General features: G+C 72.6%; 8 protein-coding genes. 3 read left to right on the top strand and 5 right to left on the bottom strand.

The annotated features are described in order from the left end of the window. The first annotated feature begins 3 nt into the window (after positions 1 to 3). Positions 4 to 5,364 carry a trifunctional serine/threonine-protein kinase/ATP-binding protein/sensor histidine kinase gene (locus WME96_RS21950; protein WP_437292047.1) on the top strand — a complete coding sequence of 1,787 codons (5,361 nt, stop codon included), beginning with the start codon at positions 4 to 6 and terminating at the stop codon, positions 5,362 to 5,364. 143 nt (positions 5,365 to 5,507) lie between these two features. Next, positions 5,508 to 7,487, top strand: a complete 1,980-nt coding sequence (locus tag WME96_RS21955; RefSeq protein WP_437292048.1) for a protein kinase domain-containing protein — start codon at positions 5,508 to 5,510, stop codon at positions 7,485 to 7,487. Here WME96_RS21955 and WME96_RS21960 read toward each other — a convergent pair. The 5 genes from WME96_RS21960 to WME96_RS21980 form a co-directional block, all read right to left on the bottom strand. Next, complete coding sequence (locus WME96_RS21960) at positions 7,430 to 8,989, bottom strand: complex I subunit 4 family protein (RefSeq protein ID WP_437292049.1); 1,560 nt, start codon at positions 8,987 to 8,989, stop codon at positions 7,430 to 7,432. The genes WME96_RS21955 and WME96_RS21960 overlap by 58 nt on opposite strands. Then, on the bottom strand, positions 8,986 to 10,422 hold the full coding sequence (locus tag WME96_RS21965) for a proton-conducting transporter transmembrane domain-containing protein (protein WP_437292050.1): 1,437 nt from the start codon (positions 10,420 to 10,422) through the stop codon (positions 8,986 to 8,988). Before WME96_RS21965 ends, WME96_RS21960 begins: the two co-directional genes overlap by 4 nt. After that, positions 10,412 to 13,468 carry a YbcC family protein gene (locus tag WME96_RS21970; RefSeq protein WP_437292051.1) on the bottom strand — a complete coding sequence of 1,019 codons (3,057 nt, stop codon included), beginning with the start codon at positions 13,466 to 13,468 and terminating at the stop codon, positions 10,412 to 10,414. The genes WME96_RS21965 and WME96_RS21970 overlap by 11 nt, the downstream gene beginning before the upstream one ends. Positions 13,469 to 13,570: 102 nt before the next feature. Continuing rightward, positions 13,571 to 15,226, bottom strand: coding sequence for a SulP family inorganic anion transporter (locus tag WME96_RS21975; RefSeq protein ID WP_437292052.1), 1,656 nt, complete (start codon positions 15,224 to 15,226; stop codon positions 13,571 to 13,573). A gap of 281 nt (positions 15,227 to 15,507) precedes the next feature. Next, entirely contained in the window at positions 15,508 to 17,142 is a 1,635-nt protein-coding gene (locus WME96_RS21980) for an aspartate:alanine exchanger family transporter (RefSeq protein ID WP_437292053.1), read from the bottom strand. Positions 17,143 to 17,332: 190 nt separating this feature from the next. On the opposite strand from WME96_RS21980, the gene WME96_RS21985 reads away from it, so the two are divergent. After that, on the top strand, positions 17,333 to 19,066 hold the full coding sequence (locus WME96_RS21985; protein WP_437292054.1) for a nitroreductase: 1,734 nt from the start codon (positions 17,333 to 17,335) through the stop codon (positions 19,064 to 19,066). Positions 19,067 to 19,368 lie beyond the last annotated feature (302 nt).

Below are 19,368 nucleotides of genomic sequence, written 5' to 3' on the forward strand. Positions count from 1 at the left end.
AGGATGATGGAGATCTGCGGCTGCGAGATCCTGGAGCGGCTCCGAGAGGGCGCCCGCTCGACTGCCTACCGGGCGAAGCGACGGTCGGACGGGCTTCCGCTGGTGCTCAAGGTGCTGAAGGAGCAGCACCCGTCGCAGGCGCAGATCGCCTCGCTCCGCCACGAGCACGCGATCCTCAGCGATCTGAGCGAGGTGAGCGGCGTCGTCCGCAGCCACGGCGTCGCGGAGGACGGCGGCCGCCACGCCCTCTTGCTCGAGGATTTCGGCGGCTCCTCGCTCAGAACCCTGAACAGCGCCGCGCGCCTGTCGGTCGAGCGGATCCTCACGCTCGCCATCGACGTGACGAGCGTCCTCGAGGCGATCCACCAGCGGCGCATCGTCCACCGCGATCTCAACCCGTCCAACATCGTGATGAACCCGGCCGACGGACGGGTGAAGGTCATCGATTTCGGCCTCGCCTCGGCGCTCCCGCAGGAGGCGACCGCGTTCACGAGCCCCGGCGGGCTCAAGGGCACGCTGGCGTACATGTCCCCGGAGCAGACAGGCCGGATGAACCGGCCTGTCGACTACCGGACCGACTACTACTCCTTCGGGGTGAGCCTCTACGAGCTGCTCACCGGCCGCCTGCCCTTCGCGGCGGACGACGTGCTCGAGCTGGTCCACGCGCACATCGCACGGCAGCCCACCTCGCCGCACGCGGTGAACGCGGCGGTCCCCGAGGTCGTCGCGGACATCGTGCTCAAGCTGATGGCGAAGAGCGCTGACGACCGCTACCAGTCGGCGCGCGGCATCCGCGCCGACCTCACCGGCTGCCTCGAGCAGCTCCGCCAGCGCGGCGCGGTCGCCGCGTTCCCGCTCGCGCGCCACGACCGGTCCGAGCGTTTCCACCTCCCGCAGAAGCTGTATGGCCGCGACGCCGAGGTCGAGCGGCTGATGTCCGCCCTCGAGCGCGCGAGCCAGGGCGCGGTGCTCATGCTCGTGTCCGGCTACGCCGGTGTCGGCAAATCCTCGCTCATCCACGAGGTGTATCGCCCGCTCACGGCGCGCCGGGGGAGCTTCATCGCCGGCAAGTTCGACCAGTACCACAGCGACGCTCCGTATGCGGCGCTGGCGCAGGCCCTTCACGCGCTGGTCGAGCAGCTCCTCACCGAGAGCGAGGAGCGCCTCGCCGCCTTCCGCGCGCGGACGCACGAGGCGCTCGGCGAGCGGGCGCGTGTCCTCGTGGAGGTGTGTCCGAGCCTCGAGCTCGTGCTGGGGCATCAGCCGGACGTGGCGGCGCTGCCCCCCACGGAGGCGAGGCAGCGGTTCAGCCAGGCGGTGCGCGACTTCATCGCGGCCGTCGCCACGCCGGACCACCCTCTCTGCATCTTCTTCGATGACCTCCAGTGGGCCAACCTCGACGCGCTGAAGCTGCTCGAAGAGCTCCTCGCCACGGCGCAGGATCTGCCGCTCTTCGTGATCGGCTCCTACAGGGACAACGAGGTCACGGACGCTCACCCCGTCGCGCTGACGATCCGGGCGATCGAGGCGCAAGGGACGCGCGTGGAGCGGCTCTCCCTCGCGCCCCTGGGGCCGGGCGACGTCACGGCGATGGTCGCCGACGCGCTCGACGCCACGCCGGCGGACGCGGCGCCGCTCGCCGATCTGCTGCTCTCGCGCACCGCGGGCAACCCGTTCTTCGTGCGCGCATTCCTGACTTCGCTGTACGCCGACGGGCTGATCGAGCACGGCGCCGACGGGTTCCGGTGGGATCTCGATCGCATCCGCCAGCGCGGGATCACGGACAACGTGGTCGAGCTGATGGTGGGCCGGGTGCGCCAGCTCCCGCCGGTGACGCAGGAGCTGCTCAAGGTGGCCGGCTGCCTCGGCGGCGTGTTCGATCTCGGCACGCTCGCGATCGTGGCCCGGCGCCCTGTGGAGGAGGTCGGCCTCGACCTGTGGAGCGCGGCGGCCGAGGGGCTCCTGATCCCGATCGATCCGGTGAGCTCCGCGGTCGAGATGGCAGCCGGTGGATCAGGCATCCGCTGCCGCTTCGCACACGACCGCATCCAGCAGGCCGTGATCTCCATGCTGGACGCCGACGTGGGCCCGCGCCTCTACCGCGACGTCGGCCTGCGGCTGCTGCGCAGCGCGACCGCGGAGGAGCACGAGCGCCGCCTCTTCGACGTCGTGGGGCTGCTCAACCAGGGTCGGGCCGCCATCAAGGAGCCCGGGGAGCTCGCCGAGCTCGAGCGGCTCAACCTGGAGGCGGCGCGGAGGGCGCTCGAGGCAGGCGCGGGGCAGCAGGCGCTGATCTACGGTCGGGCGGGCGTCGCGCTCCTCGACGAGCGCGCGTGGAGCGACGCCTACGAGCTCGCGCGCGACCTCCATCTGGTCGCGGCAGAGGCGGCCTTCTCACACGGCGACTTCGAGGCGATGAAGACGCTGTGCGACGCCGTCCGGCCGAGGCTGCGCGGCGTGCTCGACGAGGTCGAGCTCCTCCGGCTCGAGGGGCAGGCCCACTACTCTCAGCACCGGCTCGCCGAGGCGGTCCGGACGTACATCGAGGCGCTGCGGCGGCTCGACGTCGAGGTTCCGGAGAGCCCTGCGCCCGAGGACGTCGAGCGGGAGCTCCGCGAGGCCGCGGCGGCGCTGGACGGCCGGCCGCTCGAGGAGCTCGCGGGCCTGCAGGAGTGCGCCGATCCAGCGGATCGCGCGCGCATGGTGATCCTGAACCAGGTGACGAACATCTCCGGGATTGCCGGGATGAGCCTGTTCCCCGTCGCGATTGGCCGCCTGGTGCGGATGTCGCTGCGCTCCGGGCTCGTGCCCCAGTCCTCGTTCGGGTTCGTCTTTTACGCGCTCCTCCTCCTCCGCAGCGGCGAGGTCGACGCGGCCTTGAGCGTCGCGCGCCTCGCGCTGCGCCTCGCCGACCGGATGGACAACAAGGAGTCTCGCACGCAGACCTATCTTTACGGCGGCTATCACGCGCTCCACGTCGAGGTGCCGCTCCAGGAGCTCTCCCCGATGTTCCTGGACGCCTACCGCTCCGCGCTGGAGGCAGGCACCCCGTTCCACGCCGCCGGAGCTGCCGAGACGCTCTGCGTGGTGCGACTCCTCGCCGGGGACGACCTCGCGATGCTCGCCTCCGACATGGAGCAGTACGCGCATGCCATCGCAAAGCTCCGCCAGGCGATGGTCCTCGGCTGGCACCAGATATTCCTCCAGACGGTGCTCAACCTGCGCGGCAAGGCCGCTGATCAGATCGTGCTCGCCGGCCCTGCGTACATCGAGTCCGAGCGGCTCCCCGCGCAGCGCGCGGCCGGCGACGTCGGCGCGCTGTTCAACTACCATTTCTGCAAGACGCTCCTCTGCTACCTGTTCGGCGATCACGAGCAGGCAGCCTCCATGGCGGAGGCCGCGGCCCCCTACTTCGTCACCGCCGAGACGTCTGCAGCGGCCGCCCCGTGGGCTCTCCTCGAGTCGCTCTCCCACCTCGCCGTCCACGATCACGCCGACGAGGCCGCGCGCGAGCGGACCTCCGCGCTCGTGGAGCGGAACATCGCCAAGCTCGAGAAGTGGCGCGAGCACTGCCCGGCCACCTACGAGCACAAGCTGCTCCTCATCCGCGCCGAGCGCGCGCGCGTGCTCGGCCAGGACGACGCGGCCCGCGACGCCTTCGAGCGCGGCGCGGAGCTCGCGGAGAAGAGCGGCTACCAGCACGAGGCCGCCCTCGCCCACGAGCTCGCCGGGCGCTTCTACCTCGCGCGGGGCGACCAGAAGCTCGCGCGGCAGCACCTGCGCGACGCGCACGAGGCCTACCTGCGCTGGGGCGCGGTCGCCAAGGCCAAGGCGCTGGAGAAGCAGCACCCCGGGCTCGTGCCGCACGTCGCCTCGGGCATCCTCGCGGCGTCGAAGTTCTCGGAGACGGCCGGCCGCGAGCTCGACTTCAGCGTCCTCGACCTGATCAGCGTCCTCAACGCCTCGCAGGACCTCTCGCGCGAGATCGAGCTCGATCGCCTCCTCTCCCGGCTGATGCAGATCCTCCTGGAGACGAGCGGCGCCGAGGCCGGGTACCTGCTCCTCGAGCAGGGCGGCCAGTGGGTGGTGGAGGGCGAGAAGGCCGTCGATGAGGACGCCAAGGTCCTCCAGTCGGTCCCGATCGCCGATCTCGCGCCCCGGGGGCGCCGGGGCCTGCCCACCTCGATCGTCTATTACGTCGCGCGCACGCAGGAGAGCGTCGTGCTCGACGACGCCGCCGCGAACCCGCGCTTCGGGCGCGACCCCCACATCGCCGCGCACGCGGTCGGCTCGGTGCTCTGCTTCCCGCTCGGCCGCCCGGGCGGCCGGCGCGGCATCGTCTACCTCGAGAACAGCCTCGTCAAAGGCGCCTTCACCCCGGCCCGCATGCGCATCCTGCAGATGCTCTCGACGCAGGCGGTCATCTCGCTCGAGAACGCCGCGCTCTACAACACCCTGGAGCAGCGGGTCCAGGCGCGCACTCGAGAGCTGCAGGCGAAGAACGAGGAGCTCGCGGCCACCTTGAAGCGCCTGCGCGAGGCCCAGGACCGCATGATCGTGCAAGACCGGCTCGCCTCGCTCGGCTCGCTCACGGCCGGCATAGCCCACGAGCTCCGGAATCCGCTCAACTTCGTCAACAACTTCGCCGAGCTCTCGGCCGGCCTCATCGACGACATCGGCGGTGACATATCGACCCTCGCCCAGGAGCTCGACGACGGCCGCCAGGAGTACCTCACCGAGGCGCTCGGCGACCTGACGAGCAACGTGAAGAAGATCGGCGAGCACGGCCGGCGCATGGAGGGCATCATCCGATCGATGCTCGACCACTCGCGGGGCGAGCGCGGGGAGCGCCAGGAGGTCGACTTCAACACGCTCGTCGCGACCTACGTCAACATCGGTTATCACGGCGCCCGCGTCCGCACCCAGTCCGCCGAGATCGCGATCGACCTGGACCTCTCCCCCTCGATCGGCCAGGTGAGCCTCGTCCCGCAGGAGATCAGCCGCGTGGTCATCAATCTGGTCGACAACGCCTGCTACGCCGTACGCCGGAGAGACGCGGCGCGCGGACAGGGGTCCTCACCCCAGATCCGGGTCGCGACACGCGATCTCGGCGATCGCGTCGAGCTCCGCGTCCATGACAACGGCGTCGGTATCCCGGCGGGGATCCGGGACAAGATCATGAACCCCTTCTTCACGACGAAGCCGCCGGGCGAGGGCACGGGGCTCGGGCTCTCGATCTGTCATAACATCGTCGTCGAGGGCAACGGGGGCTCGCTGACCTTCGAGACACAAGAAGGGGAGTTCACCGAGTTCATCGTGACGCTCCCGAAGCGCGCGCCCGGACCGGAAGCCGGCGCCGCGTAGACCCCTGGCCAGGCCGCCGCGCCGCCCCTACACCGATGCATCCTCCGCGCGGAGGATGGATGATCGATGTAGGGCAGAACGCACGGGGGAGCGCACGCTGCTCCGTTGACTCCCGTACTCCACCGCTGTAGCATGGGGCCGCCATGGCAGAACCTATCATCGCCGGGAAGTACATGCTGATACGGCATATCGGCGGCGGCGGTATGGGGCAGATCTGGGAGTCGCAAGACTTGCGCCTTCAACGGCGTGTCGCGCTCAAGCTGATGAGCGCCGAACACGTGGAGTCGCCGGAGTCGTGCGCGCGCTTCGATCGCGAGGCCAAGTCGATTGCGCAGCTCCGCAATCAGCACGTCGTGCACATCTACGATTACGGGATCGACTACGGGCTCGACGAGGAGCGGCCCTACATCGCGATGGAGCTGCTCGAGGGCGAGGATCTCCAGCGCCGCCTCGATCGCGTGAGGCGGCTCCCGCTCCCGGCGGTCGCGTCGATCGTGACGCAGGCGGCCCGCGGCCTCGCGGCCGCGCACGCCGCGGGCATCGTGCACCGCGACCTGAAGCCCGGGAACGTGTTCCTCGCCCGGACCGAGGCCGAGGAGGTCGTGAAGCTCCTCGACTTCGGCGTGGTCACCATGCTGTCGAAGAGCGACGATCTGCGCCTCACCGGCGGCGGCGGCCTCATCGGCACGCCGACGTACATGAGCCCGGAGCAGATGCGCGGCGCGGTCGTGGATCACCGGAGCGACCTCTGGTCGCTGGGCGTCCTCGCCTACTGCGCGCTCACCGGCGAGCTGCCGTTCACCGCGAAGACGCTCGGCGGGCTGGTCGTGGGCATCTGCACGGAGCCCTTCCCTCCCGCGTCGAGCCTCGTCCCCGGGCTGTCGCCCGAGCTCGACCGGTTCTTCGAGCGCGCGCTGGCCAAGGACCCGACCCAGCGCTTCCGGTCCGCGCGCGAGATGGCCGCCGCGCTCGCCGCGCTGGCCGCCGGCAACGAGCGACGCCCGGCCAAGATCCTGATCGCCGACGACGAGCCCGACGTCTCCGCCCTGATCAAGCAGTGCTTTCGCCGCCAGATCCGCGAGGGCATCTACAACTTCGTCTTCGCCGAGGACGGCGAGAGCGCCCTCGCCGCGCTCCGCAACCACCCGGACACCGATGTTGTCCTCACCGACATCAACATGCCCCGCATGGATGGTCTCACGCTGCTGCCCCGCATCGGCGACGTGACCCCGCACGCGCGGGCGGTGGTCGTGTCCGCCTATGGCGACATGCAGAACATCCGCACCGCGATGAACCGGGGCGCGTTCGATTTCCTGGTGAAGCCGATCGACTTCAAGGACCTCGAGCTCACGATCGAGAAGACGCTGAAGCAGGTGCGCGAGCTGCGCGACAACAGCCGATCGACCCGGGAGAACGACCTCCTGCGCACGTTCGCCAGCCCGCTCGCCGTCGAGCGGCTCCGCTGCCCCGACGGCTTCGGGGCGTGCGAGGTCGCGGAGGGCACGGTCGCCTTCCTCGATCTGGCCGGCTTCCACGACGCGGCCCGGGGCAAGCGCTCGGAGGAGACGGTGCGGATGCTGAACGCGAACCTCGACGTCATCGCGCTCGAGCTCTCGATGCGGGGTGGGATGATCGACAGGTTCCTCGGCGACTGCGTCATGGCCCTCTTCCGCGGCCCCAATCACGTCGCGAGCGCGCTCGACGCCTGCCTGGTCGTGCGCGCGCAGCTCGAGACGCTGGCGCGCCGCGCCGGGGAGACATCGGCCTTCGTCCCCGGCATCTCCGTCGGCGTGGCGACAGGCGAGATCATCGTCGCTGATATCGGATCGAGGTCGTGCCGCCGGCTCGACTGCACGGTGCTCGGCGAGGTCGTGAGCGTCGCCGCCCAGCTCCAGGCCGCGGCCGAGCGGAACGAGATCCTCGTGAGCGGCGAGGTCAACACGAAGGCCGCCGGCTTCCAGTGCGCGCCGCGCGGGCAGCGCGCGTTCGTGGGCGCCAGGGGGCCCGTGCAGGTCTTCGAGGTGCTCGGCCGCGCGCCCGTGGCGCAGGGGTCGGCCGGGGCAGCTCAGGGCGACGTCGCCACGCTCGAGATTCGCTCCAGCCGGGCGACCTCGCCCTCCTGATCGCAGAGGCCATCGCAGCCGGCCGCGCCCCCCGCCCCGTGGCGCACGTCGGCGAGCACCCGCTCGACCACCGGCGCGTGCAGCGCGAGCAGCCCTGACGGCGCGACGCCCAGGGTCACGGTCAGCGCCAGCAGCGAGAGCAGCACCGCGCGCTCGCGGAACAAGAGCGGCTCCACGCTGGCGGCGCCCTTCGCCCCGCGGGGGAGCGGGCCCAGGAAGGTGCGCTTGAACGCGCGGAACATCGTGATCCCGTTGAGCGCCGTCGCGCCCAGCATCAGCACCGAGAGCACGGGGTGGACGTGCAGGATCCCGTGCAGGAGCAGATCCTCGCCGATGAACGTCAGCGCCCCCGGGAGCCCGATCGTCGCGTACGCGAGCAGGAGGAAGAACGCGGCCATGCGCGGCGTCCTGGCCACGAGGCCGCCGAGCTCCCTCACGTCCGCGGTGCCCGTGCGCGCCTCGATCGCCCAGACGACCATCGTCACCCCGGTGACCGCGATCGACAGGGCGAAGCTCTGGAGCAGCGCGCCGCTCAGGCTCTGCGGGTTCATCGACGCGATCCCGAGGAGCACGAGCCCCTTCTGGCTCGCCACGAGGTACCCGATCATCCGGCGGAGATCGGTCTGCGTGAGCGCGAGGATGGCGCCGTGCAGGGCGCTGAAGAGCCCCAGCGCGGCGAGGATCGGCATGTCCTCGGCGCAGCTCTCCGGCAGGAGCGGCACCACCACGCGCACGAGCACGCAGACGCCGACCTGCATCTCCGCGAGCAGCACGGTCACCCCGAGCGGCCCGCGCTCGAGCAGCACCGGCAGCCAGCCGTGGAACGGCACGGCGGCCATGCGCATCAGCACCGAGATGCCGATGAGCGCGAAGAGCGGCGACTGCCACGCCTCCGGGACGCCCGCGCGGGCGACCTCCTGGATGTCGAACGGCAGCGCCACGCCGCGCCGCGCGGCGAGCGCGGCCATGACGCCGAGCGCCAGGACGAGCGGCGCCGTGCCGCCGATGAGGAAGATGCGGTAGGTGCGCCGGAGCAGCTGATCGCCCGCGCCCCTGCGCGCGATGAGGCCCGCGCCCGGCAGGAACGCGGCGACCCACGCCACGGCGAGCACCACGAGGTCCGCGGCGCAGTAGACGCCGAGGATGGCGCTCCCGGTGGCGAGCACCGCCGCGAGGCTCCGCCGGTCGAGCGCGGCGCGCGGGCCCGCGGCGATCAGGGCGAGCAGCATGGCGCCGAGCAGCGGGAGCAGGGAGGCGCTGAAGCCGTTGAGGACGAGGCGGAGGCGCACGCCGAGGAGCGGCACGGCGGGGCCGATCGCGTCGACCGCGGCGCCGCCGGCCGCGTGGAACAGCGCGAGCGCAGCGAGCGAGAGCCCCAGGGTGAGCGCCGCACCGGCGAGGGCCACGCGTCGCGCGGCGACGTCGCCGCGCGCGCGGTAGACAAGGAGCGCGGCGAGCGCGGGCGCGAGGATCGTCGCCGAGAGGATCAGGAACATGCTCATGACCGCGCCCCCTTCGTCTGGGGCGCCGGCGCCGGCGCCGCCGCCGCCGCGCCCGCGCGCTCGCCGGGAGCGCCCGCCTCGACGGCGCGGCCCTCGTCGCGCTCGGCGAGGCCGCTCAGCGCCGCGACCCAGCGGCGCTCGAAGCCGTCGATCACCTGCCCGAGGCGCATGAGCGGCGCCGCGATGAACCGCTGCTGCAGCACCTCCACCTGGAAGCGCTCGAGGGATGCCCAGTAGGCGCGCCGCACGAGCGACGCCGGCAGCACGCGGGCGGCGATCGCGAGGTGCGGCAGCGGCTCGCTGGCGTGCGCGGCCCGGATCTCCTGCGCGTCGCGGAGCGCCGCGGGCGCGCGAAGCATCTGCAGGCACCGGAGGCACGCGTGCGCGAAGAGGTGCACCAGCGCGAGCCGGTAGTACCCGAGCCCGATCTCCACGAACATGATCCCGACCTGCGACATGGTCGCGTACGCGAGCGCGCTCTTCACGTCCGCCTGCACCCGGCCCACCAGCGTCCCGTAGACGGCCGTGAGCGCGCCGACGCAGGCCACCACCGCGCTCGCCGCGGGCGAGCGCTCGAGCACGGGGGCCGCGCGCAGCATCAGGTACACGCCGGCGTGGATCGAGATCGCGCCGTAGAAGAGCGCGCTCGACGGCGTCGGCCCCTCCATCGCCCGCGGCAGCCAGGTCCCGACGGGGAACTGCGCGCTCTTGCCCATCGCGGCGAAGAACAGGCACAGCGCGAGCGCCGTCGCCCCGGGGGCGCCGATCGCGGCGGCGGACCCGGGCCACGGGGCGCCGCCGAACACCTCGCCGAAGCTGGCGGAGCCCGCGAGCGAGTGCATGAGCACCGCGCCGACGAGCAGCCCCACGTCGCAGAGCCGGTAGGTGATGTAGACGCGCAGCGCCGCCCGCGCCGGCGCCGCGCGCTCGTGGAAGAACGCCACGAGGAGCACGCTCGTCGCGCCGACGAGCTCCCAGCCGACGAAGAGCAGGTCCATGCTCCCCGCGGACACGAGCGCCAGCATGCCCGCCGAGAACAGGGCGAGGAGCAGGAAGAACCGCGCGAACCCGGGCTCCCGGTGCAGGTACGCGACCGAGAACCTGCCGGTGACGAGCGCGATGAGCGAGACGAGCACCATCATCGTCGTCGACAGCCGGTCGACGAGCAGGACGATGTGGAACGCGTAGCCCGGGACCTCGAACCAGTGCCCGAGCTCCACCGAGAGGAAGGTGTAGGGCGCCACGACGGACGAGCCCCAGGCGACGAGCGAGGCGACGAGCGAGAGCGAGAGCGCCGACAGCACGACGCCCGACACGACGCGCTCGCTCGGCGTGCGCAGGAGGAGCAGGTAGGCGCCGAGCGCCGCGAACACGACCGCCGGCGAGAGCACGGCGACCGCGGCGAGCTTGCCGAGGAGGACGTCAGGCAGCATGGGAAGAGACCTCCGTCACGGACAGTGGAAGCGCGGCGCGGACGATGGCGGGCGGGATGAAGCCGCGCTTGCCCGCGTACCAGTCGACGGACCGCTCGACCGCGGGCAGCGGGTGCTCCGGCGGCGTGAACGGCGCGAAGGCGCCGCGGGTGAAGCGCTCGAACCGGCCCGTCGCCGGGTCGATGCAGACGAGCTGGATCCAGCCGTTGACGACGAGCTCGCGGAGCGCCGGCTGCCGCGCGCAGATCGCCGTGGCCGCCTCCGCGCTCGCCTCCACGACGGTGAGCATGCGCACCGGCTCGTGGATCTCGATCATCTGCTTCGGCAGGCCGGTGCGCAGATCGCTCAGCGAGCCGTCCATGACCCCGAGCAGCGAGGCGAGGTTGTGCGGCAGCTTGGTCCCGGCGCCGTAGCGGAGGTTGTCGACGCGGGAGAAGTAGTACTCGAGGTTGATCCCCGCCCCGACCGGCCCCGCGGAGAGCAGGACGCGCTCGAGGATCGCCCCGGTCGGGTCCTGGGTCGGGTCGTACGAGACGAGGAACGCGCGGCGGTCGAGGAACATCCCGCGGGTGAGCTCGCGGCGGCCGATCACGCAGACGGCGTTGGTCGCGTGCCCGAGCTCGGGCCGGGCCTCGCTGAGGTCCACGGCCCGCGCCTCGACGTGCGCGAGCGCCAGCTCGGGGCTGAGGCGCTCCGGCGCCGACGCGAAGCGGCGGCAGCGCTCGTGCGCGTGCCGCTTGCGCGCCTCGGCGAGGGCCCGCTCGAGCGCCTCGATCTCGCCGCGGTGCGACGCCGGCGCGAGGTGCTCGTCGTAGAAGACGATCTCCTCCGTCGTCGTGTTGTTCATCCCGCCGAGGAAGAAGGTCCCGTCCGGGATGTCGATGCCGCGGCCGCGGAGCAGCGCGCGCACCTCCCGGTCGTTGGCCATGGCGGCGAACAGCCGCGCGTTCGGGCCGCCCTGCCGGCCGCCGCACGCGCCGCAGTCGTACGCGGACTGGTGCGGGTTGTTCACGCTGGACGCGCCGTGGCCGAGCACCGCCACGACCGGCGCGAAGCGGCGGGTGAGCCCCATGATCTCGAGCGTCGCGGCCACCCTCGCGGCCTTCTCGGCGGCCGTGAAGGGCGCCCCTCCGCCGCCGGCCGGAGCCCCCTCCTCGTGCGGGCTGTGGAGGTGGGTCGGCACCGCCGGCAGGAGGCGGCGATCGAGGGCGCGGCGCAGCCGCGCGAACGCCCTCGGGAACAGGACGCGCCCGACGAGCGGGATCGTGGAGAGCAGCCCGAGGGTCGGCGTGAGCAGGAGGCCGCGCGAGAGGGTCCGGGTCCCGTGCCCGAGGGTGTGGACGAAGCGCGCCCAGCGCCTGCGGCGCGCCTTCCGGAGGTGGAAGGCGCCCTCCTCGCGGGGCCGCTCGACGATCTCGTGCGCGGGCTCGACGCCGACGGGGCAGAGGCTCACGTGGCCGGCGTCGTCGAGCCCGCGGAACCGGATCGGCACGCCGAAGAACCCGGCGATCCCGAGGGTCTCGTGCCGCGGAGAGAGCTCCTCGAAGTGCCTCCGGAGGCCCTCGCAGCGGTCGTCGATGCACAGCGCGATCTGGAACCGGGGGGCCACGACCGCGCGCTCGTACGCCGGGCGGCGCAGGTTCGCCGCGATGCCGTGCAGCACCTCGACCCGGTGGTGATGCTCGTACGCCTCGTGCAGGAGGCGCCGCCGCGTCGTCTCGTCGAACGCCTCGAGCACCTCCAGCGCCCAGGCGCGATCGGCCTGCGGGAGCGCCTCCATCTCGGCGACCGAGAGCCCCGCGAGCTGCGCGAGCTGGAACAGGAGGAACGGTCGATCGACGTCGGGCGAGCGCGGCGGCGGCCCGGCGCGCCTCGCGGCGAGCCGGGCGTGCTCCACGAGCCCCGCGAGGGGCCCCTCGAACCCGAGCCGCCGGCGCGCCACGTCGCGCAGGGCGTACCGGGCGAGGGTCAGGCGCACCGCGAGGTACTCGAGCAGGGACGCGGGCGGCGCGCCGTGCGGCCGGTCGCCCGGGGTGTGCTCGAGCCGGTGGACCATGCCGGCCCAGCCCGGCAGCTCGAGCAGGACGCGCGTCACGTAACCTTCCCAGCGGTCCTCCGCGACGCCGAGCTCGCGCAGGGCGCCGGTGACGACGGCCGCGGGCGACGCGTCCGCCCCGATCCGGTCGAGCTCCGCGTCGAGCCCGGCGAGGTGCGCGCCGGCCGGCGTCGCGCCCTCCAGCACGAGGCTGCGGAACGCGCGGAAGAGCCCCTGCGCGCGGTCCGGCATCGCCCAGTGCGCGACGCCCTCGTCGAGGTAGGCGCCGAGGAGCCGGATGAAGAGCGGGTTGATGAGCTCGGCCGGATCTTCCCCCGTGAGCGCGAGCAGCAGATCGCGGTGGGATCGATCGACGCCCACGCGGTCGGCGATCGGCACCTCGGCGGCCGCCGCCGGCGGCAGCGGCACGCTGCGGCACGCGTCCCAGAGCGCGAGCGCGGCGCGGACCTCGAGGTCGTAGCCGCCCTCGGCGACGAGGCGCGCGGCGGCCTCGGGGCGCTCGACCAGCCATCGCGCCGTACCGACGAGGATCCGGCGGCGCGGCTCGGCGGGGAGGTCGGGCCTCAGCCTGCGCGTCTCTCCCGCCTCCGCGATGCGCCACCGGAGCCCCGCCTCGGTGGCGGCCTCGATGGGAAAGCGCAGCGCGAAGCGCTCGATCTCGTTGCGTGACAGCGGCCCGCGGCGCTCGTCAGGCCGCTCGGCGAAGCGCTCGGCGAGCGCCGCCTCGACGTCCTCGTCGCCGATCCGGCCCGACGCGATGTGCGCGCGGTACTCCGCCTCGGAGAGGTACGGCTCTGCCTCGAACAGCGCGCTCGCCGCGGCGAGCGCGTCGTGGAACGGCAGGTGCTGGAACGCGTGCAGCGTGTTGTGGTGGACGAACACGCCGATGGGCCCCTGCGAGGGCAGGAGGTGACCGGCGTGCTGGAGGGCAGTGCGCAGGCGCTCTACTGGAGCTTCGTCTGCGCTGGACTTCGCACTTGGTTCGTTCATGTCAATCGTACGTCTCCTGGATTATCGCTCCAAAAAGCGCGGCGCGCACGCGCAGCTTTCGCGCCCCTCGCGCACGCCGTGCGGGCTCAGCGGCTCACCGGCTCACCGGCTCACCGCCGTCGCGAAGGCCACCTTCTTCCGCGCGGAGAGCGGGTGCGACGACATCGGGCCGTGGTCGTCGAGGCCCGACAGCGAGAGCGTCCGCCCCTCGCGCTCGATCAGGGCCTTGAGGTCGTGCAGGTTGGCCATGACCGTGTGATCGACCAGGCGGGTAGCGGCGAAGTTGATCTCGATGGCAGGGACGTCCCGGTGCCGCGCGAACCTCCGCTTGATGGCGAGGTAATTGCTGAAGACGGCGGCCTGCTTGACGCGCAGCACGAGCCGTCCGCCCTCGACGTGCTCCTCGATCTCGGGCCGGAAGAGGCTGCGGAGCGGCGCCCCGTGGAGCACATGGATGAACATCTCCACGGCGATCCCGGCGACGACCCCCACGAGCAGATCGGTCGCGATGGTGATCGCGGCGGTGGTGACGAAGACCACGAGCTGCTCCTTGCCGACGCGGAACGTCTTCACGAACTCCGTGGGAGACGCGAGGCGGGTGCCCGTGAAGGTGAGCATCGCGGCGAGCGCGGCGAGCGGGATGCGGTGGATGAGCCCCGGCGCGAACGCGACGAACAGCAGGAGGAAGGCGCCGTGGAAGAAGTTCGAGAGCCGGCTCCTCGCGCCGTAGCCGATGTTGGCGGAGCTGCGGACGATCTCCGAGATCATGGGCAGCCCGCCGAGCAGGCCCGCGACGAGGTTGCCGGCGCCGGTGGCGAGCAGGTCCCTGTCGAGGTCGGGGCGGCGCTTCTCGGGATCGAGGGAGCTGACCGCCTTCGTGGACAGCAGCGACTCGATGCTTCCCACGAGGGAGAACATCAGGACATACTTCATGGACGCGGGCGTGGCGACCTGGCTGAAGTCCGGAAAGGTGATGGCCTGCGCCATGTTCCCCGGCAATGTCACGAGGAACTTCGGCCCGATCGTGTAGACCGAGTCCGCCACCGACAGCGTGTACGTGTGCTCGTGCTCGAGGTCGAAGACGAACGCGAGCGGTATCGAGGCCGCGAGCACGAGGAGCGGCGCGGGGATCTTCTGCGCCCACCGCGACCTCCTGGCCACCGCCGGATAGCCGAACAGGAGGACGAGCGACAGGACGCCTATCAGGGCGATCTCGGGGTTGAGCCGCAGGACGCTCGCCGGGATCTCCAGGAGCAGGTGGAGCGGGTCCTTGGAAGTCGGGGTGACGCCGAGGAGCGTGTGGACCTGCTTCGAGCAGATGATGATCCCGATGGCGGCGAGCATGCCGTGCACCACCGAGGAGGGGAAGAAATCGCCGAGGGCGCCGGCGCGCGCGAGCGCGAAGGCGATCTGCACCGCGGCGGCGACGACGATGCAGGCGAGCGCGCGGCGGTAGCCTGTCGCGTTGTCCCCGCCGCCGAGCTCCTGCACCGCGCCGAGCGCGATGACGATGAGCCCCGCGGCCGGGCCCTTGATGGTGAGGGGCGCGCTGCCGAGCCAGGTGGCGATGACGCCGCCGACGACGGCGGTGAGCACACCTGCGATGGGGGGGAATCCGCTCGCCATGGCGATGCCGAGGGAGAGCGGGAGAGCGATCAAGAAGACGAGGAACCCTGAGACGAGATCGGACTTCCACGTCGATGGAGCCGGCGCTGTCGGTGCTGGCTCTGGTGGGTCCGGGATGTTTGGCATGGGCATGGCAGTAGTCGTTGTTCGGCAGGACGTGAGTCCCGCCACCTCCGCCCGACCGCTAGGAAACCGAGTGACCGCTTTCCAGTCCCGGGCTCACACAATGTTTCAAAAAGTTTTCGTGAGCACCAACGCTGGATTGTTCCACCGTGAGTGGATCGATGAGCCGTCCGCGCGCTGGCCGATCGCGGTACCCGCCTCGTGTCCTGCGATGTCCGCCCGCCGCCGCACGGCGCCCGGGGAGGCCTATCGCGTGCGGTGCGGATCTCACCCGCCTTGCGGGCGAGCCGTCAGAGCAGCCGCACGAGGAGCTGCGCCGCGACGATCTTGACGAGCGTCGCCACCGGGTAGACCGACGCGTACCCCGTGTTCGGCGCGTCGCTGCGCGCCTGCTCCAGGCTGAACGCGAGCACCGCCGGCTGCGTCTGGATGCCGGCGAGCATCCCGGTGAGGGTGCCCATCGGGATCCGGAGCAGCCGGTGGCCGACGATCAGCGTCCCGACGGCGACGACCGCGGTGATCGCCGCGCCGCTCCCGATCAGCGCCGCGGCGCCGCCTTGCTGGAGCGTGCGCGCGAACGAGTAGCCCGATCGGGTGCCGACGCCGGCCAGGAACATCACCACGCCGAGCTGCCGCAGCGTGAGGTTGGCGCTGAACGGCAGCGTCCACACGAGCGGCCCCGTTCGCCCCACCCGGCCGAGGACGAGCCCGGCGAGCAGCGGCCCGCCCGCGAACCCGAGCTTGATCGGGGCCCCGCCCGGCAGCGGGATCGGCGCGGCGCCTAGCAGGAGCCCGAGGGCGATCCCGAGGCTGAACGTGATCACGTCGATCTCCGAGATCGCCTTGAACGAGTCGCCGAGGTAGCGCGCGACCGCCTCCATGCGCTCGCGCGGCGCGACGACGCGCACACGGTCGCCTAGCTCGAGCTCCGTCTGGTCGTCGGGCAGGAGCTCCACGTCCCCGCGGCGCACGCGCGTGATGATCGCGCCGAAGCGCTCCGGGAGCCGGAGCGCGCGCAGCGGCCGCTCGGTGACGCCGGGCCGGGAGACGAACATCCGGCGGAAATCGATGAGGGACCGGTCGAACTCCAGGTGCTCGGTGGTCGCCTCGCCGAGCAGGAGCGCGGCGGCGCTCACGTCGTCCTCGCCCCCGATCACGCCCACGAGATCGCCGCGCTCGAACACGGTCGCGTCGGTCGCGATCGCGAGCTGCTGGCCGCGGCGCATGCGGCCGAAGAGCACGTGCAGCCCGTGCCGCTGCCGGATCTCGCCGGCCGGCGCGCCGAGCGCCTCGTCGCGCGTGACGCGCACCGTGACGTTGGTGAGGCGCTGCCCGCCCGCCCCGGCGCCGCGCCGGCTCCGCGCCTCCGCGTCCGGGTCCACCCGGAAGAGCCGCTGGAAGACGCCGATGGCCCCGAGCGCGCCGAGCACCCCGAGCGGGTAGGTCACCGAGTAGCCGACCACGGCGCCGCTGGAGAGCGCCTCGCGCGCGGCCTCGGGCGCGGACTTGATCACCTCGAGGGCGCTGGCCAGCGCCGGGGTGCTCGTGGTGGCGCCCGCGAAGATCCCGGCGACGACGGCGCCGCGCAGGCCGGCGAGGCGCCCGGCAAGCGCCGCGAGCGCGGCGGCCACGAGGAGCGCGCCGGCGGCGAGGCCGGCGTCCCGCAGGCCGCGGCGGCGCAGCGACGTGAAGAACCCCGGGCCGCTGCTGAGCCCCACCGTGTAGACGAAGAGGGCGAGGCCGAAGGCGGGCACGAACTCGGGGAGCTGCAGCGCCGGGTCCACGGCGCCGGCGCCGAGGCCCACGAAGAGCACCGCCGCGACGCCGAGGTGGAAGCCGCCGATCCGGAGGCGCCCCACGAGGAAGCCGACGGCGGAGACGAGGAAGAGCAGCAGGAGGGGGCTGTCCGCGAGGAGGCGAATCATGGGCTCGGGCTTCGGGGGGAACGCTCGGTGGGGGACGCGTCGCGGGGACGCGCGATGGCCGCGCGGGGGCGACGTCGAACCGCGCGATGTTGAACCACGGAGCGCGCGATGAGAATCGACAACGGACCAGCCTGCCTCCTCCGGTAGCGACGCCCCGGGGCGCTGCTACGCTGCGCGCCGCGAGCCGCCCATGTCGACAACCCCCGTTGAGCGCGCGCTCTCGTATCACACGCGCACGAAGCACCGCCTCGATCGGTATGCCCGCGCGCTGGGGTACCTCGACTGGAGCACGCAGCCCGATCCGTTCCGCACCTTCGAGGGCGCCCCGCAGCTCCTCTTGCCGCTCCGCGCCGGCGGGCTCACCGCCGCGTACCGGGACCTCTACCGCCCTGGCGCCGTGCCGACCGCCGCGGTCGATCTCGGCTCGATCGCGGCCCTCTTCGAGCTCTCCCTGGGCCTGTCCGCCTGGAAGGAGACCCGGGGCTCGCGCTGGGCGCTCCGGTGCAACCCCTCGAGCGGGAATCTCCACCCGACCGAGGGATACCTGCTCCTGGCCGGCGCGCCCGGGGTGCCCGCCGGTCTCTATCACTACGTGAGCCGCGACCACGCGCTCGAGCGCCGCGCCGCGCTGGACCCCGCCGCCGCCCGCGATCTCGCGGGCCTCCTCCCCCCGGGGAGCTTCGTCGTGGGGCTGAGCTCCGTCCACTGGCGCGAGGCGTGGAAGTACGGCGAGCGGGCGTTCCGCTATTGCCAGCACGACGCCGGGCACGCCCTCGCCGCGATCCGCTACGCCGCGGCGGCGCTCGGCTGGTCCGCCGTGCTGCTCGACGACCTCGGCGACGCCGAGCTGTCCGCGCTGCTCGGCCTCGATCGCGACGCGGACTTCGCCGGGGTCGCGGCCGCCGATCGCGAGCACCCCGACGCCGCGCTGCTCCTCGTGCCTGCGGCGCCGCTCGACCGAAGCGCGGCGCTCGCCGCCGCCCGCGCGGTCGGCGCGAGCGCGGCCGAGGTGATCCGCCTCGTCGTCGGCGGCGCGTGGGCCGGCCGCGCGAACGCGCTGAGCCCGAGCCACGTCGACTGGGACGTCATCGAGGACGCCGCCCGGGCCACGTGGAAGCCTCACACCGAGGAGCCCGCCGCCGCCCCCGAGGCCGCGCTGCCGCCGCTTGCGGGCGTGAACGGCGCCGGCGGCGCGCCATCCGCGGGCGCCCTCGCGTCGGAGGTCATCCGCGCGCGGCGGAGCGCCACCGCGTTCGACGGCCGCACCTCGATCGGCGCGGAGACGTTCTACGCCATGCTCGACCGCCTCCTCCCCCGCCCCGGCGTGCCCCCGTGGGACGCGCTCCCGTGGGCGCCGCTGGTGCATGCGGTCGTCTTCGTGCACCGCGTCCGCGGCCTCGCGCAGGGCCTCTACGCGCTCGAGCGGTCGGAGGCCGCGCACGAGCGGCTACGCGCCGCGCTCACGCACCCCTTCGACTGGGAGAAGCCGGCGGGGTGCCCGGACCACCTTCGCCTTTACCGCCTCTCCGAGGCCGATCTCCGCGGCCCCGCGCAGATCGTGAGCTGCCACCAGGAGATCGCCGCCGACGGCGCGTTCAGCCTCGGGATGGTCGCCGACCTCGGCGCCACGCTCCGGGCGCGCGGCGCGCCCTGGTATCGCCGGCTCTTCTGGGAGGCCGGCGTCCTCGGCCACGCGCTCTACCTCGAGGCCGAGGCCGCGCGGGACAGCGGCGGCCGCGTGCGCGCGACCGGCATCGGCTGCTACTTCGACGACGTGTTTCACGAGCTGTGCGGCATCACCGGCGACGCCTTCCAGAGCCTCTATCACTTCACCGTCGGCGGCCCCGTCGAGGACGCGCGCCTGACGACGCGCGCGCCCTACGAGCACCTCGAGAGGGCGCGGCACGGACCCGCCCCCCGGTAGCGCGCGCGTCGCTGCATCCCGGCGCCGGTGCCGGTCGGGTGGAGAACAATTCCGTCCAACCCGCTCACCGCGCGCACCTTCGTGCGCGCAGCGGGGCACGAAGAGCGATCTCGGGACGCCCCACGCCCGCGTCACCGGCCCGCCGCGGACCGTGTTGCTACAAAATGACACTCCTGCGACAATCTCACGAGGCGCCTCCGAAGCGATGATCTCAACTCGGTGGCATCACCACATGAACGCATTCATGCCGCGACCTCAACCACCCGATCGCGCGCACGTGCGCCAGAAGCAGCCCACGCTAC

This window comes from Sorangium sp. So ce406, assembly GCF_051474675.1.
Classification (GTDB): Bacteria; Myxococcota_A; Polyangia; order Polyangiales; family Polyangiaceae; genus Sorangium; species Sorangium cellulosum_G.